The organism is Hylemonella gracilis str. Niagara R (assembly GCF_000600295.1).
Taxonomy (GTDB): domain Bacteria; phylum Pseudomonadota; class Gammaproteobacteria; order Burkholderiales; family Burkholderiaceae_C; genus Hylemonella; species Hylemonella gracilis_A.
This window is the reverse complement of record NZ_JEMG01000001.1, coordinates 3,056,248-3,069,456: the sequence shown is the minus strand read 5'-3', so window position 1 is coordinate 3,069,456 and position 13,209 is coordinate 3,056,248. Positions and strand designations below refer to the sequence as shown.

Genomic DNA, 13,209 nt, shown 5'->3' with positions numbered 1-13,209 from the left:
GAGCTTGCTCAAGCCATTCCGTTCTTCTCAAGGCATCACGCAATCGACCATGGCAGTTCAGTGGTTCCCAGGGCATATGCACCTGACCCGCCAAGCGATCGAAGACCGCATCAAGCAGGTCGATGTGGTCATCGAGATGGTGGATGCGCGCCTGCCCGCTTCCAGTGCCAATCCCTTGTTGGCCCAGCTGACGGCCAGGCGCCCTCGCCTGAAAGTGCTGAACAAGCAGGATCTGGCCGATCCCGCGCGCACGGCATCATGGCTGGCTCACTACAACGCGCATGAGGGCATGCGCGCCATCGCGTTGGACACGACGGATGGGAATGCGGCCAAGCGCCTGATCGCGCCGTGCCAGGACTTGGCGCCCACGCGGGGCAGCCTTTCCAAGCCCTTGCGGGTATTGATCTGCGGCATTCCCAACGTGGGCAAATCCACGCTCATCAACCGGATGATCGGCAAGAGCGCCGCCAAGGCGGCCGATGAAGCCGGCGTGACACGCAAGGAGGCGCGTTACGTGCTCGAAGATGGCTTCTACCTGTTCGACACACCGGGCGTGCTCTGGCCGCGCATCATCGTCGCGCAAAGCGGTTATCGGCTTGCCGCGAGTGGTGCCGTGGGGCGCAATGCCTTCGACGATGAAGAAGTCGCCTTGGAGTTGCTGGATTACCTGAAGCTCGCCTACCCGCAGTTGCTGGCCGCGCGTTATGGCCTCAAGGACGACCTGCGCGATGTGCACGGAAACTCGCTGGAAAGCGATGCCTTGCTGGAGGCCATTGGACGTGCCCGCGGTGCCCTGGTGGCCGGAGGCAAGGTCAACATGCAGAAGACCGCCGAGCTGCTGCTGCAGGATTTCCGTTCCGGCGCGCTGGGCCGCATCACGCTGGAAACGCCTGAAGAGTTTGCGCTCTGGCTGGCCGAAGGCAAAAAACTCGACGCCGAACGCCAGTTGCGCAAGGAGGCCTTGGTCGAGGAAGGGCATATCCGTGCCCGCCCGCTGGCCAAAAAAGCACTGTCCAAGAAACCTGTTCCGAGAAGATCTGCGTGGTGAACCTGCTCCTGCCCCAACAACTCCAGATTGCGCCCGATCGTCACGACCCAGACCCGCTGGTGATCTACCACGCGCGTTGCCCGGATGGCTTCGGTGCGGCGCTGGCGGCTTGGGTGTTCTACGAAGGTGGGGCCGAGTTCCTGGCCTGTGACCATGGCGACGTGCGCGCCGTCGAAGACCTGCCGCCGCTCGATGGTCGCGCCGTCTACATCCTGGATTTCTCCTTCGCGCCGGATCTGCTGGGTGAGATCGAGCGCCGCGTTGCCAAGCTGGTGCTGCTGGACCACCACAAAAGCGCCGCCGAAAAGCTGACGGGGTTTGTCTGCCGCTGCGGTGTGGTGCATTTCGACATGCAGCGCTCGGGCGCGCGCCTGGCCTGGGATTATTTTCAGACGGATCGATCCACGCCCGCGCTGGTGCGCTACATCGAAGACCGCGATCTGTGGAACTGGGCCTACCCCGAGAGTGCCGCCTTCCTCGCCGCGCTGGACATGGAGCCGATGGATTTCGAGCGCTGGGCCGAGATCGCCAGTTATGACGAGGCAAAACTTGCCGACTTCATGTCCCGCGGCCAGGCCATGGACGAGAAATTCCGCAAGCTCGCGCAGGACATGGCCCTGAATGCGGAGCCCGTCGTTTTCATGGGCCAGGCCGGCCTGATGCTCAATGCACCAGGGGCCTTTCACAGCCTGTTGGGGGAAATCCTGTCCCGCCAAAGCGGGAGTTACGCCTTGCTTTGGTCGGCAGGCAAAGCCGGCGTGGTGAAGGTGGGCCTGCGCTCTCAAAAAGGCTTCAACTGCATTCCATTGGCTGAAAGCATGGGCGGCGGGGGGCATGCCCAGGCTTGTGGCTTTCGCATGAAGGCGGAGCGCCTGGCGGAACTGCTGTCAGGCGTCTTCAACCCCTGATACAAGTCGGTTACAGCGCTGTGGCCCGTTCGAAACTAGAATGGCCCGACTGATTCAAGGAGACCCACCATGGACATCAGCGCCAATACAGGGGCCGAACAGGCCGCTCTTTCCGTCGGGCAAGTGGCTTTGCAGTCCCAGATCTACGTCAAGAAGAAGTCCGAAGACATCGTCGAGCAGACTGCAATGACCTTGTTGTCCTCGGTGCCGCAGACCGGCTCTCAGCCTCTGGCCACCTCGGGCACGCTGGGCACCCGCTTCAACGCTTACGCCTGAGCGTTTCCCCTCCGTCCTTCGCGGCAACGGCTGGCTCTCACAAGCCAGCCGTTTTGCTTTCATCTGCGGCCACTCTTGCCCCGCGAATCGCTTCAATAGCCCTCGCGCAGCACGACGTCTGAGCACGGGTAGGCTGCGCATGGCAGCACATAGCCCTCGTCTTTTTCCTCCCGGCTCAGACCTGGCCACTCAATCTCGTAGCGCACACCTCCGCTGAGCAAGCGACCCACGCAAGTGCGGCAGGTCCCATTGCGACAGGAACTGGGCCAGGGAATGCCTGCAGCTTCCATTGCGTGCAGCAGCGGACGGTCTCTCCAGGCATCAAAAACCGTCTCTTGGGTCAGGTCAAACGCATCCTGGCAGCGGCCTTGAAAACGGTGGCGGTCTGAAATCTCGTTCATATTGCTGCGCCCCTGGGCCAGAGACTCAAGCAGTGGGTGAAGTGATGTTGCGTCCCGTGTCTTGCCGGAGCATTCAAAGCGTGGAATTGTAGGCCGTGGTCGACCTTTTTCGCCCTATGGAGTTTAGAGCGGTGCTAGCATGGCACCTCACAAATAGTTTCGCTTGCACGCTTTTTCTCCCTCAAGTCTCATGAAGATCAGCCGCTTTGGTGTCGTTTCCTTGTTTGTCGTCGCCATCGTTGCCGCGGCTGCCTGGTACTTCCGTCCACGTTCCGAAGAGACCCCTCCCGCGCCGCCGCTGGGCATGTCCAATCCCACGTTTGTCGGGTCGGCGCCCCAGAACCCTGGTTTGGCCCCGGTGACGCCTGCGCCCCCCATTCAGCATCCCGTGCAGGCCATTCAATCGAATGAGCCCGAGTCCGCCGTTGCCAAGGTGCGTCCCTTGCCCACGCTGGAGGAATCTGATCCGCGCCTTAAGGAAGACCTGGGTACTTTGCTGGGCCGCAAGAAGATGGAGCAGTTTTTCTTGCTGGACAATTTCGTGCGCCGTGTCGTGATCACGGTGGACAACCTCGGTCGCGACCACGCGCCACCCATGATGTGGCCCGTGCATCCGTCCCCCGGGCGTTTTTCCACGCTGCCGCGGTCCGATGGCGAGATCATCAACCCCGACAACGGCCAGCGCTACAGCGGCCTGGTGCAATTCATCGAGACGGTCAACCCGCGCCAGGTCGTTCAGCTCTACGCCAGCCTCTACCCGCTGTTCCAGCAGGCTTATGTGGAGATGGGCTATCCCAAGGGCTACTTCAATGACCGGCTGATCGCCGTCATTGACCAGCTGCTGGCCACGCCGGTTGTTGAGGAGCCCTTGCACGTTGCCCTGGTGAACGTGAAAGGCCCTTACCAATCCGAGCGTCCCTGGACTCGCTACGAGTTCGTGGATGAAAAGCTGGAAGCCCTCTCGGCCGGCCAGAAGATCCTGCTGCGCACCGGCCCGACCAACCACCGCCGCCTGCGTGCCAAGCTGGTCGAATACCGCAATCTGTTGACCAAGGCTGCCATGCCGGCCACCGCCAAGCAGTAAGGCTCAGTCTTTCGCGCGCCATCCTTGGGCCAGCGCGCCCAGCGCGATGCCCGCCAGGGCCCAGAGCAAGTCCAAGTTGCCGGTGCCCAGCCCTGCGATCGCCGGGCCGGGACACACACCGCATAGACCCCAGCCCAGCCCGAACAAGGCGGCGCCTTGCCAGGTGTCCCGGTTCCACACGCTGGGGTGCAGACCGAAGCTGCCACCCAGCAAAGGCCGCGTCAGCAGCCGTGGCGCACCTTGGTAGGCCAGCAGCACCACCAGCACCGCGCCGCCCATCACCAGCATCAGGCCCCAGTCCTGCAAGCGCAGGAAACTCAGCACCACTTCCGGCCGCACCATGCCCGAGAGCGACAAGCCGAAGCCAAACAGCGCGCCCGCAGCCAGGGTGGCCAGCGGCGCGGCAAGCGGGTGTTTGAAGGTTGCTATGTTCATGCGAACCTCGCTGACAGGTAGGCGACCGCATTGGCCGTGAGGAAGGCCGTGGCCATGAAGGTCAGCACCGCGCCCAGCGAGGGCAGTTGCAGCGAACCCAGGCCGCAGATGCCATGGCCTGAGGTGCAGCCGTTCGACAGCCGCGCGCCATAGCCCACGAAGAAGCCGCCCAGCAGCAGTTGCCATGCCGGCACGCTGGTGCCCAGCGCTTCGCCATCGCTGAAACCCAGCCACCAGACCAGGGCGCCGACGATCAGCCCCGCCGCGTACACCAGGCGCCAGCCGCGGGTCTCCAGGTAGCGCGCGGCCTGGAAGTAGGGTCGGCGCACCAGCCAGGACCAGGTGCTGGAAAACACCGAACTCATGCCGCCGATGCGGCCCGTGCAAACGAAGAGCAGCGCCGTGCCCGCGCCCACCAGCAGGCCACCGGCCAGGTAATGCCCCCAGCCCGTGGGAAACAGCGTGTTGAGAAGGGTGGAAGTGTCCATGCGCGGATTATCCGATCTGCCACACCAGCAGCAGGTTGTTGGCAGGCAGGGTGTGTCGCGCGGCCAGCCGCAGTCCGGCGGCCTGGGCCGCCTCTGCCACGTCCTCGCGCCGTCGCAGGCCCCAGTCGGGGTTGCGCGCGCGCAGGCTGGCGTCGAAGGCCAGATTGCTGTCGGCGGTGGGCGTCTCGTCCTCCAGGTAAGGGCCATACGTCACCAGCCGCCCGCCCGGCGCGAGGTGCCGCGCCGCGCCCCGCATCAGCGCCCCACAGCAGGCCCAGGGTGCGATGTGCAGCATGTTGGCGCAGTAGATCAAGTCAAAGCGCGCGTCCTGCAGCGGCCAGGGCTCTTGCTGCACGTCCAACAGGCGCGGTGCTTCCACACGGCCCCGCAGGCCCTCGGCCACGCTCGCCTGGAAGAGCACCTGGATGTGCGCCTCGATGTCGGCGAAATACGTGTCCCTCAGGTCCGTGGGCAGCCAGGTCCAGCCCGGCAGATGCTGCGCGAACCAGGCCACATGCTGGCCCGTGCCGCTCGCGATTTCCAGCGCGCGGCCCTGGTCGGGCAGAAAGCCGCGCAGCGTTTCCAGGATGGGCTGCTTGTTGCGTTCAGCGGCGGCGCTGAGTGCGCTGAGTGCGGGGCTGCTAGGTGGCATCGCAGTCTGACACCATCTGGCCCCGGCCGGCGCCCTTGGCACGGTACAGCGCCGCGTCGGCCCGTGCCATCGCCTGTTCCAGCGTAGTCTCGTCGTCCCGGCAGAGCGTGTGGCCGGCGCTGAAGCCCACCGGCAAGGGCATGGCCGCATGCTGTGCCAACCTCGCGCGCACGCGTTCGTCAAAGGCGCGTGCCGCCGCGGTATCGGCGTTGAACAACAGCACGCACATTTCCTCGCCGCCCACGCGCGCGCAAACGTCCCCCGTGCGCAGGCACTGCTGCAGCACCCGCGCGAATCTGCGCAGGACCTCGTCGCCGGTTTCATGTCCGTGCACGTCGTTGATCTGCTTGAAATGGTCCAGGTCCAGCAAGAGCAATGACAGTGGTTGCTTGTGACGTTGTGCTCGACGCAGGACATGTCCCGTTTGCGCGGCCCAGCCATTGCGGTTCAGCAGCCCGGTCAGTGGGTCCGTGATGGCCAATCGGTGCAATTGCTGTTCGGCCTCTTCGCGCCAGGCGCCCAATATGGTCATGGCCCCCAGAACCAGGGCCATGTTGGCCGCCAACAGCGCCGCCAGGTTGACCGGCGTGGGCGCGCGGAAATAGGGGTAGAGCTCGGTGAACCAGGCGCCCAGAATGCCGCGCGCAGACGTGAAGCCCGCCATCACCACCAGGCAACCGAACAGCGGGTAGCGCCAGGACGCGCGACCGAAATCGCGGTTCATCGGGTACAGGCAGGCGCGAGCCACGATGAGCATCTGCGCGGCCAGCAGCAGATTGGCCCACCCCACCCGAATCTCGTAGCTGGAGAAACTCAGCGCGTAGCCCGTGGGCATCAGCCAGGCCAACACGAGCAACGCCCGACGCAGCGGCCGGCGCCCGAGCCAGTTTTCAAGCGCCCGGTACAAGGCCCATTGGCTGGCACAGATCAGCGCCATGGCCAGGGTGGAGAGCAGCAGGTCCGGCAAGACGCCGTTCCATTCCGTGGAGATGAGCAGGCAGATCCACGCCCCCGCGTTGAGGATCAGCGAGCGCCGTCCCCGTGCCGCGGCCGTGCTCAAGCCCTGGCCCATGATGATGGGAAGTGCCCCACCCATCACCAGCAGATTGGCGACATTGATGAAGATCAGCGTGGAGGGATCGAGCAGCATGCCCGGTGGTGCGAGGGAGCGGCGACGGGGGCAGTCTAATCCAAGCTTGTTTCCACGCCTGCTCCAGTACGCTACCGATGGGGCCGCTACATGCAGGGGGATGCCCTTTTGGCGTCACGCGCGGGCATGGCCATGCACCGGACCATGCTCAAGCTTGGTGCATATTTGCCGAAAACCAATCGACAAGGCAAGAACAACATCCTCCATGACCGCCATCTCCGTCTCGTTCTCCCCCGCCAGCCAGCCCGCCACTAAGGCAGCCAGTCAACTCAACGGCATGCTGCAAGTCGCAGCCTCGATGCAAGCCATCCGCCGTGACGCCTCCATCCCCGAGTCGATGAAGGAAGATCTGCTCAAGCCCTTGTTGGCGCAGACCCAGATCATCGAAGACGATGTCGTGCGCAAATCGGAGGAAAAGGAAAAGGCTTCGGCCGTGGCCTCGGCGGGCGCGGTGTCGGACGCCGTCACGGCGTCGGCCCAGACGCCAGACGACGGGGCCGTTCCGCAGATCGCCGCCGATGGCACGCCTGTGCCGGCCGATGCCGCGCCTCTGCCGCAGGCGGTGAGCACCTACACGCCGGACGCGGTGGTGTCGCAGCCCAGCACCGTCGGCTCGACGGTGGACACCTACGCCTGACCCGCGTTCCGGTTTCGTGGCGGGCTGTCGGTTTGCCACACGCCGAAGCTTGCCGAGCGCGCGTCTCTGTTGATCTCCGTGATGTCACCGCGTGCTGCAGGGCTCCGGGCGGGTCGTGGTGTGCACGACTCAGAAGGATGAACCGGGTTCTTGCAGAAACGCCAGTTCCTCGGGCGTGGACACCCGGCCCAGCACGGCGTTGCGGTGGGGGTAACGCCCAAAGCGCTCGATGATGGCCGTGTGCAAGCGCAGAAAGCGCAGGTTCTCTTCCAGCCCAGGCTGGCTGAACAGCGGCAGCGCCTCGGTGTGTGCCGCCAGGTCTTCGCTGTGCATGTAGGGCATGTAAGCAAATACCCGCCGTGCCATCGGCAGGGCGTGGTCCCCACCCTGCGCCACCAGCTCGCGCGCGAGCTTGAGTGCCAGCGCATCCTGGGCGTAGGCGCGGGGCGTGTCGCGGTGGATGTTGCGGCTGAACTGGTCCAGCAGGATGATTTCCGCCAGGCGCCCCGGCGCGTCCGCGCGCCAGTCGGGCAAGCCGTCAGTCGCAGCCCTTGCCAGCAGCGCGCCAAAGCGCGCCTGCATGCGCGCGTCCAGCGCAGTGTCCTTGCTGAAATGTTGTTTGGGGCTCAGTTCATCGAACCAGAAACCCAGGATGTCGTGCGGTGTCATCCAGCCATGATGCCAGCGCTTTCATGCCTCGCGCCTATCAGGCCTGCCACACCCCGAAACCCGCCGATCGCAGGTCGATGCCGATCTCCACCTCACGCGCCTGCGCTTCTTCGTAGCGCATGGGGTTGAAACCCTCGTACAGGTCGGGCAGCAGGCGCAGGCCGTATTTCGTCACGTAGCTGTTGGCCTGGATGCCGGCCTTGTGCTTGTCGAAGCGCACATCCGGGTCCAGCCCCGTCATGCCCACGTAGACGCAGGGCTGGCCTTCCACGTAGTCCGGGTTGCTCTTGCGAAAGAGCGGTTCCAGCAACACGTCCTTGGACAGTTCGATGACGTAGACGTGGTAGCGGGGGCGGCCCATCGCAAGATCCGCATGCGGCTCAGTTCTTGGCGTCGTTGACGGGGATGCCGTATTCCTGCAGTTTCTTGATCGCCGCTTGTACCAGCCGACTGTTCATGTCGATGCCCGGGAAGGTGACCAGCAACTCCTTGAACTTCTCAAAATCCGCCTTGGCCGCCTCCCGATTGGCCAGGCCCTCGTGCGCCAATCCGCGCAGGTAGTAGGTAAAGGGGAAATTGGGCTGTGCCGGTATTGCATCCGTCAGTACTTTCACGGCCTCTTCGTTGCGGCCCATCAGCTGCAGATTCCAGCCGATGGGGTATTGCGTGCTCATGCTTATGCGACGGGCCTGCTTGTCGAACACTTCCGCCTGGGCCAGCGTGGTCAATGCCTCCTGATACTGCTTCATCTCCCTGAGGTAGAGGGCCATGTTGACGAGGTCGCCATAGCCTTGGGCAGGGGAGATGGCAAAGGCAGCCTGCTGGTCTTTCAGGGATGCCGGGAAGTTTTCCAGCGTGTAATGGGCCCAGGCACGGTAGATGAGCGCCTGGCGACGCTGTTGATCGTTCTTGGCCGAGCCCTTGATGCAAGCTTCCAGCAAGGGCAGGCTGTCCGCTTGCTTGCCGGTGGTCACGGCGGCCTGGCCGGTCATGCATTGCTGGTAGACGGGATCGTCCTTGTCCGGGAAATCAAACCACACGTTGCGGATCGCCTGCAGCTTGCCCCAGGAAAAATCGCATTTCCTGCCGACCTCGGTCTGCTGTTCCGAGATGGGCACGCACCCGCCGGTAATCTTGACGCGTTTCAACCCAGGCTGCTTCGACAGCGGGAACTCCAGGGCTGGGCCTTCGGGAATGATGTGTTCCAGCTCGACCTTCTCCACGTAATCGTCCACCAGCACGAAGATGAGCTGATCGTTCAGGCTCAGCGAGAAATGGTAGTGCTGGAACAAGCCCGCCGGTCGATGACAGAGGGACACGATGTTCTTGTCCACCACCTGATGCCGGCAGTCGGGCTTGTTGTCGTCCTGGGCCTGGCTCATTGTGGCGACCAGGCTCAGGCAGAGGGCCGCGGTCAGTTTCATCATGGTTGTGCTCCCATTGTTGTTGAGGGGAAGGGGCGGCGGCGCGTGCCACGCGGCGGCCCCGGCTATTTGCGGCGCAGCGTACCCGCCAGGTCCGTGCCCGGGGCGACGGTATTGAACACCGTGCCGTACTTCTTCACGTTCTCGTGCAGCAGGGCCAGGCGCTGGTCGCTCTCATCCGTGTCCACGATGATCTCGTAACGGATGCTCTCCAGCCTGGGCGGCACGTCCTGGCGCACGCCGTCCACGATCACCTCTATGCCGCGCAGCTGGAACTTCAGCATGGGCGCCACGCGCTCGATGCCCTTGACCATGCAGGCCGTCAGCGCCGCCAGCAGCAGCTCGGCCGGGTTGAAGGCCTCGGGGTTGCCAGCCAGGTCCGTGTCCAGCGCGATCTCAGCGTTCTTGCAGACGGCGCGGCTGAGGTGGGCGTCCACGCGCCGGGTTTCGACGTGGAAGCTCATCTTGGAGGCGGGCGCGCTCATGACCGGCGCCTTTCAGTGCTGCACGAAGGTATAGCGCACGTCCTCGTTTTCCACCATCTCCAGGAAGTTGTCCAGCACATCCTCGTCCTCGGTGCTGCGCCAGAGGTCTTCCGGGTCGCTGGCAAAGAGCGGCTCCACGGCCAGATCCAGGTACTGGCCGTCCGGCAGCTTGAGCACCTGCGTGCCCTCCGAGGTGGGCACGATCTCCCAGTCGTCGGGGACGGCGAGTTCGAGCTGGATGGTGACGCGGAGTTGTTTCATGGTGGGGCCCTTGTGTGGGGCATCAGCTTAGCGCATGGTGAACAGCCTCAAGCTAATCCGGAGCTGGGCTCTTGCCAATGGACCGACATTTGCCTTGTACTTGCCCATTACGTCGTTGAGCGGCAGGGCTGGATCGGCTTTTACAACCACTGGCGCCCTCACTAGGCGCTGGGCATGAAGACCCCGCTGAGGCTTGTACTTTAGCCGCCTGACCTGTGCAGAATTCGATGGGTCAATACAACGCGCTCGCTGCCCTTGACCATGCAGGCCGAGAGCGCAGCCAGCAACAGCTCGAATTCGGCAGGGTTGAAGGCCTCGGGGTTGCCGGGCAGGTCCGTGTCCAGGCGATCTCGGCGTTTGCAGGCGGCCCGGCTCGGGTGTGCATCTATGCGCCGGGTTTTCGATTTGAAAGGCCACCTTGGTGGGCGAGGTGCTCATTTTTCTTGCTGCGGGCGGTCAAGACAGCCTAAGAGCTACTGAATTACTGAAGATACATTTGCAGTTCATCCTCTTGTGACCAAAATTGTTGATCGATCAACGAGAGTTTTGTCCTTATATTGCGTTCAATCTTCAATTCCGCTTGATATTGAAGCAGGTTTCGCCAGTTATCCGGGAAAAATTGTCTGATGACAAACAAGACGAATGCAATGGGAGTAATAAGTCGCCTAGTCCCGATCCGAATTTGATTGTTTAGACCTATATGAATATGCGCAACAGGGTGTGTTGCCGGTTCATATCCGTGAGGGTCGACGTCATACCGGATAGGAGACAAATGCTCTTTCAAGGAGGCAGTCTCAAGTGCTAACTGATATTCCTCTTTGTATGCATCGCGATTTGACCGACTAGGCTCTAAATCTCGGAGGAGAAGGAAAGTCCTAAACGACTCGATTTCGAGAGGGCAAGGAGAATAGCTGTAGCTAGGTCGCTCATTAAGATTAGAAAACGAGAAGAAGGATAAGTCTTCAAGAAGCACATGGTGCCAACCATTTTCTATGCACGCCTTCCATTGGTGAAAGTAATCCATTTGTCGCAGTTGAACGACGATTTCGGGTGTCAGTTCGAAATGCGGTTCAGCGAACTTCTCGACGGGGAGTCCGGCGTAACGAAAGTAAGGGCGTAGCAGCGAGGTCTGCACGGGTGCTTACCTGGCTTTCTTTCTCGGCTTCTTCTTTGCTCTCACCTCTCGGAGCTTCTTAACTAGCAGGTGTTCAAGCTCTTCAGGCTCCATATCTACAGCCAGTCGGGAAATCGCCTCTTCAACCTCTTCTGGCTCGACTTGCACCAAGTCCCTTTTCATGACCAGTAAGTAGTCTGGTGGTGGATACCTGAATTCAAGGCTTGGGAAATTGGCTTTTGCTTGGTTCAGCTCGCGCAAAAAACTCTCTGCCGACGGCCCCATCCCAGAAACGCGTAACCAACCCTTTGCTCGTGTCATTCCAGTGAAAGCACGGTTTCTGTTTTTCGGGGTGGGGTCATGGAATAACGCGTCAATTCCCATGATGAAAACTACGTAGGCCTCATTGCCCTTTGCCTTATAGATTGTGGATAGCGTAACTTTCCCGGTCGACTGAAAATCACGAATTGAAAACGAGTCTGCATGAAGGTTGTTGGTCGCAATCTGATATTGAGCTAACCCTGCACAAAGAACGGTGAAGTAGGCTTGCGCATTCCTATCGTCTGCGCAGATCACAAGTATGTCTTCTGGTGCTACACCTTCATTCTGAATGTCCGATGCGATCTTTGAAGCGACCCATTCGGCTTCTTCGGAAAGATTGTTAAAGCAATTTGCGGTGACAATTTGCTCGATGGTTTGGTGTTGACTGATAGAAGATGGTGAGTTCTCTTGAGGGCGATCAACGCGAACGATTTCTCCATTTTTCAATTCACCAGAGGTGATGTGGTATCCAAGATCATCCCAGTGCTCTTTTGATTCAAGCATTTGGACGATTCTTGGGCCATAGATGCCGAACCCTATTGCGTGTGCGCAGACAATGACCTCTCGCGGATTTCTGTAGCACTTGTGAAGAATGATGTCTTCGTCAAAGTTAACGCTTGGCTCATTTGCTGCATCTGTTCCGAAGAGTGAACCCGCAGTTGGCGCATCGACGTCGAAGATGGTTTGAAACGCGTCGTAGGCAATAACTAGACGCTCTTCACGTGCCAGCCGTAATGCTAAGCGCATGAATTCTTGCGGAAAATCCTGGGCCTCGTCGACGAAAACGTAATCAAAAAGACCCCCAACAGTAGGGTTCGATAGCAAGTCTGCACATGCAAAACCAAATGGCTGCAATCGAGAGCGTGCCGCAGCTGCGGAGTAAGTCATTGGCGGATGGCCAAAGGCTTTGGCAGCCGTGTAATAGAGACCGTTTGCAGTTGCTCCACCCCACGCATGAAGAACTTGGAGCCTATTCCAATCTGGATCGCGATCTTCGTGGAGACGATAGAAACGAGTTATGAGTTGCTTAATATGCTGGTAAAGACTCTTTGTATAGAACGTGACTGCGATTCTTGCATCTGGCTCTCGAATCGCGGTTAGCGCAGCTTTCATCGCCAATACGACTGTCTTGCCTGATCCCGCTAGGCCTCTGATACGTTGAGTGCCCAACACGTCGGTCATGTACGCGAGACGTTGATCTCGGTCGAAACGGCGGATCTCTTCTTCAAGTTGGTTGATTAGCGCCACTTTTGACTGAGGTCCAAAGCCTGCGGTCTTTCTCTCCTTGGGGCGAATAAGAGCCTTGGATCCGTCTAATACGGAGACGAGCTCAGAGAATACTTCCCCAAGTATTGGCTCTAGTAGTCGCTTCTTCTGAAAGTAGTCGGTGAGCGCCCCGGGTCCGATTAGTACCGATTCCTCACCTTCCTCGTCTCGGGCTTCAGGGATCCACAAAAACGCGTCAATTGGGAAGCTGAGTTGGGCACGGGCACTTCTTAGCCGCTGGTACTTAACTAATCGTGAGAAGACTTGGCTAAAGGCACCTTCTAGCTGGTCAAGGATTTCTTGACTATGTTCGTTCCCAGCTGGTAAGTCCTCTGAGGTTGAAATCATGACCACGCCATGCATGGGGGAGATAAGGACTACCTTGGCGACGAGGAGTTGTTCTTCCTCACGAAATAGTGGGAAGTTGTAGAAGGCAAGTGCATCCCCTAGATCGAGTTGTTGTTGATTTGCTTCGAGATGCTCGAGAAGTTCTCTGACACCCGGTTCCGCATTGGCCGCTGATTGCCTCGGAAGAATTTGCAGTGCCATGGGTATCCCTCTTCTGTGTTCTCAAATCTTATGTGCGATCC

17 protein-coding genes are annotated in these 13,209 nt (G+C 60.7%); 5 read left to right on the top strand and 12 right to left on the bottom strand.

What is annotated here, in order from left to right; genetic code table 11:
* Positions 1-49: 49 nt before the first annotated feature.
* The 3 genes from ylqF (at position 50) to AZ34_RS14010 (ending at position 2,232) form a co-directional block, all read left to right on the top strand.
* Positions 50-1,048, top strand: a complete 999-nt coding sequence (gene ylqF, locus AZ34_RS14020; RefSeq protein WP_035609146.1) for a ribosome biogenesis GTPase YlqF — start codon at positions 50-52, stop codon at positions 1,046-1,048.
* Positions 1,042-1,956, top strand: a complete 915-nt coding sequence (locus tag AZ34_RS14015) for a DHH family phosphoesterase (protein ID WP_035609144.1) — start codon at positions 1,042-1,044, stop codon at positions 1,954-1,956. Before ylqF ends, AZ34_RS14015 begins: the two co-directional genes overlap by 7 nt.
* Before the next feature lie 69 nt (positions 1,957-2,025).
* Positions 2,026-2,232, top strand: coding sequence for a hypothetical protein (locus AZ34_RS14010; RefSeq protein ID WP_035609141.1), 207 nt, complete (start codon positions 2,026-2,028; stop codon positions 2,230-2,232).
* A 92-nt stretch (positions 2,233-2,324) separates the two neighbouring features.
* Here AZ34_RS14010 and AZ34_RS18040 read toward each other — a convergent pair whose 3' ends face one another.
* Positions 2,325-2,633 carry a 2Fe-2S iron-sulfur cluster-binding protein gene (locus AZ34_RS18040; RefSeq protein WP_081767226.1) on the bottom strand — a complete coding sequence of 103 codons (309 nt, stop codon included), beginning with the start codon at positions 2,631-2,633 and terminating at the stop codon, positions 2,325-2,327.
* A 190-nt stretch (positions 2,634-2,823) separates the two neighbouring features.
* Between AZ34_RS18040 and AZ34_RS14005 the strand changes: the two genes are divergently transcribed.
* Positions 2,824-3,717, top strand: coding sequence for a DUF3014 domain-containing protein (locus tag AZ34_RS14005; RefSeq protein WP_051509862.1), 894 nt, complete (start codon positions 2,824-2,826; stop codon positions 3,715-3,717).
* A 3-nt stretch (positions 3,718-3,720) separates the two neighbouring features.
* On the opposite strand, the gene AZ34_RS14000 is transcribed toward AZ34_RS14005, so the two are convergent.
* The 4 genes from AZ34_RS14000 to AZ34_RS13985 are packed head-to-tail and all read right to left on the bottom strand — an operon-like array spanning position 3,721 to position 6,442.
* Entirely contained in the window at positions 3,721-4,152 is a 432-nt protein-coding gene (locus tag AZ34_RS14000; RefSeq protein ID WP_035609135.1) for a DUF6691 family protein, read from the bottom strand.
* Positions 4,149-4,640, bottom strand: a complete 492-nt coding sequence (locus AZ34_RS13995) for a YeeE/YedE family protein (RefSeq protein WP_035609133.1) — start codon at positions 4,638-4,640, stop codon at positions 4,149-4,151. Before AZ34_RS13995 ends, AZ34_RS14000 begins: the two co-directional genes overlap by 4 nt.
* A 7-nt stretch (positions 4,641-4,647) precedes the next feature.
* A complete protein-coding gene (locus AZ34_RS13990; protein WP_035609129.1) occupies positions 4,648-5,292 on the bottom strand; it encodes a DUF938 domain-containing protein in 645 nt (214 codons plus the stop codon).
* Complete coding sequence (locus AZ34_RS13985) at positions 5,282-6,442, bottom strand: GGDEF domain-containing protein (protein WP_035609126.1); 1,161 nt, start codon at positions 6,440-6,442, stop codon at positions 5,282-5,284. The genes AZ34_RS13990 and AZ34_RS13985 overlap by 11 nt, the downstream gene beginning before the upstream one ends.
* A gap of 205 nt (positions 6,443-6,647) precedes the next feature.
* Here AZ34_RS13985 and AZ34_RS13980 point away from each other — a divergent pair, with 205 nt between their 5' ends.
* Entirely contained in the window at positions 6,648-7,079 is a 432-nt protein-coding gene (locus AZ34_RS13980; RefSeq protein ID WP_035609123.1) for a hypothetical protein, read from the top strand.
* A gap of 129 nt (positions 7,080-7,208) precedes the next feature.
* Here AZ34_RS13980 and AZ34_RS13975 read toward each other — a convergent pair whose 3' ends face one another.
* From AZ34_RS13975 to AZ34_RS18025, 7 genes are all read right to left on the bottom strand, one after another.
* Positions 7,209-7,748: a DUF924 family protein gene (locus AZ34_RS13975; RefSeq protein WP_035609121.1), complete on the bottom strand. Its 540-nt coding sequence runs from the start codon at positions 7,746-7,748 to the stop codon at positions 7,209-7,211.
* Positions 7,749-7,785: 37 nt separating this feature from the next.
* Positions 7,786-8,109 carry a hypothetical protein gene (locus AZ34_RS13970; RefSeq protein ID WP_035609120.1) on the bottom strand — a complete coding sequence of 108 codons (324 nt, stop codon included), beginning with the start codon at positions 8,107-8,109 and terminating at the stop codon, positions 7,786-7,788.
* A gap of 19 nt (positions 8,110-8,128) precedes the next feature.
* On the bottom strand, positions 8,129-9,175 hold the full coding sequence (locus AZ34_RS17700; protein WP_155831819.1) for a tetratricopeptide repeat protein: 1,047 nt from the start codon (positions 9,173-9,175) through the stop codon (positions 8,129-8,131).
* A 62-nt stretch (positions 9,176-9,237) separates the two neighbouring features.
* Positions 9,238-9,657, bottom strand: a complete 420-nt coding sequence (locus AZ34_RS13960) for an OsmC family protein (protein WP_035609118.1) — start codon at positions 9,655-9,657, stop codon at positions 9,238-9,240.
* Between the two features lie 12 nt (positions 9,658-9,669).
* Positions 9,670-9,918: a hypothetical protein gene (locus AZ34_RS13955; RefSeq protein WP_035609116.1), complete on the bottom strand. Its 249-nt coding sequence runs from the start codon at positions 9,916-9,918 to the stop codon at positions 9,670-9,672.
* A 481-nt stretch (positions 9,919-10,399) separates the two neighbouring features.
* Positions 10,400-11,053 carry a DUF2290 domain-containing protein gene (locus tag AZ34_RS18030; protein ID WP_081767225.1) on the bottom strand — a complete coding sequence of 218 codons (654 nt, stop codon included), beginning with the start codon at positions 11,051-11,053 and terminating at the stop codon, positions 10,400-10,402.
* A 6-nt stretch (positions 11,054-11,059) separates the two neighbouring features.
* A complete protein-coding gene (locus AZ34_RS18025; protein ID WP_081767224.1) occupies positions 11,060-13,168 on the bottom strand; it encodes a DEAD/DEAH box helicase in 2,109 nt (702 codons plus the stop codon).
* Positions 13,169-13,209: the final 41 nt, after the last annotated feature.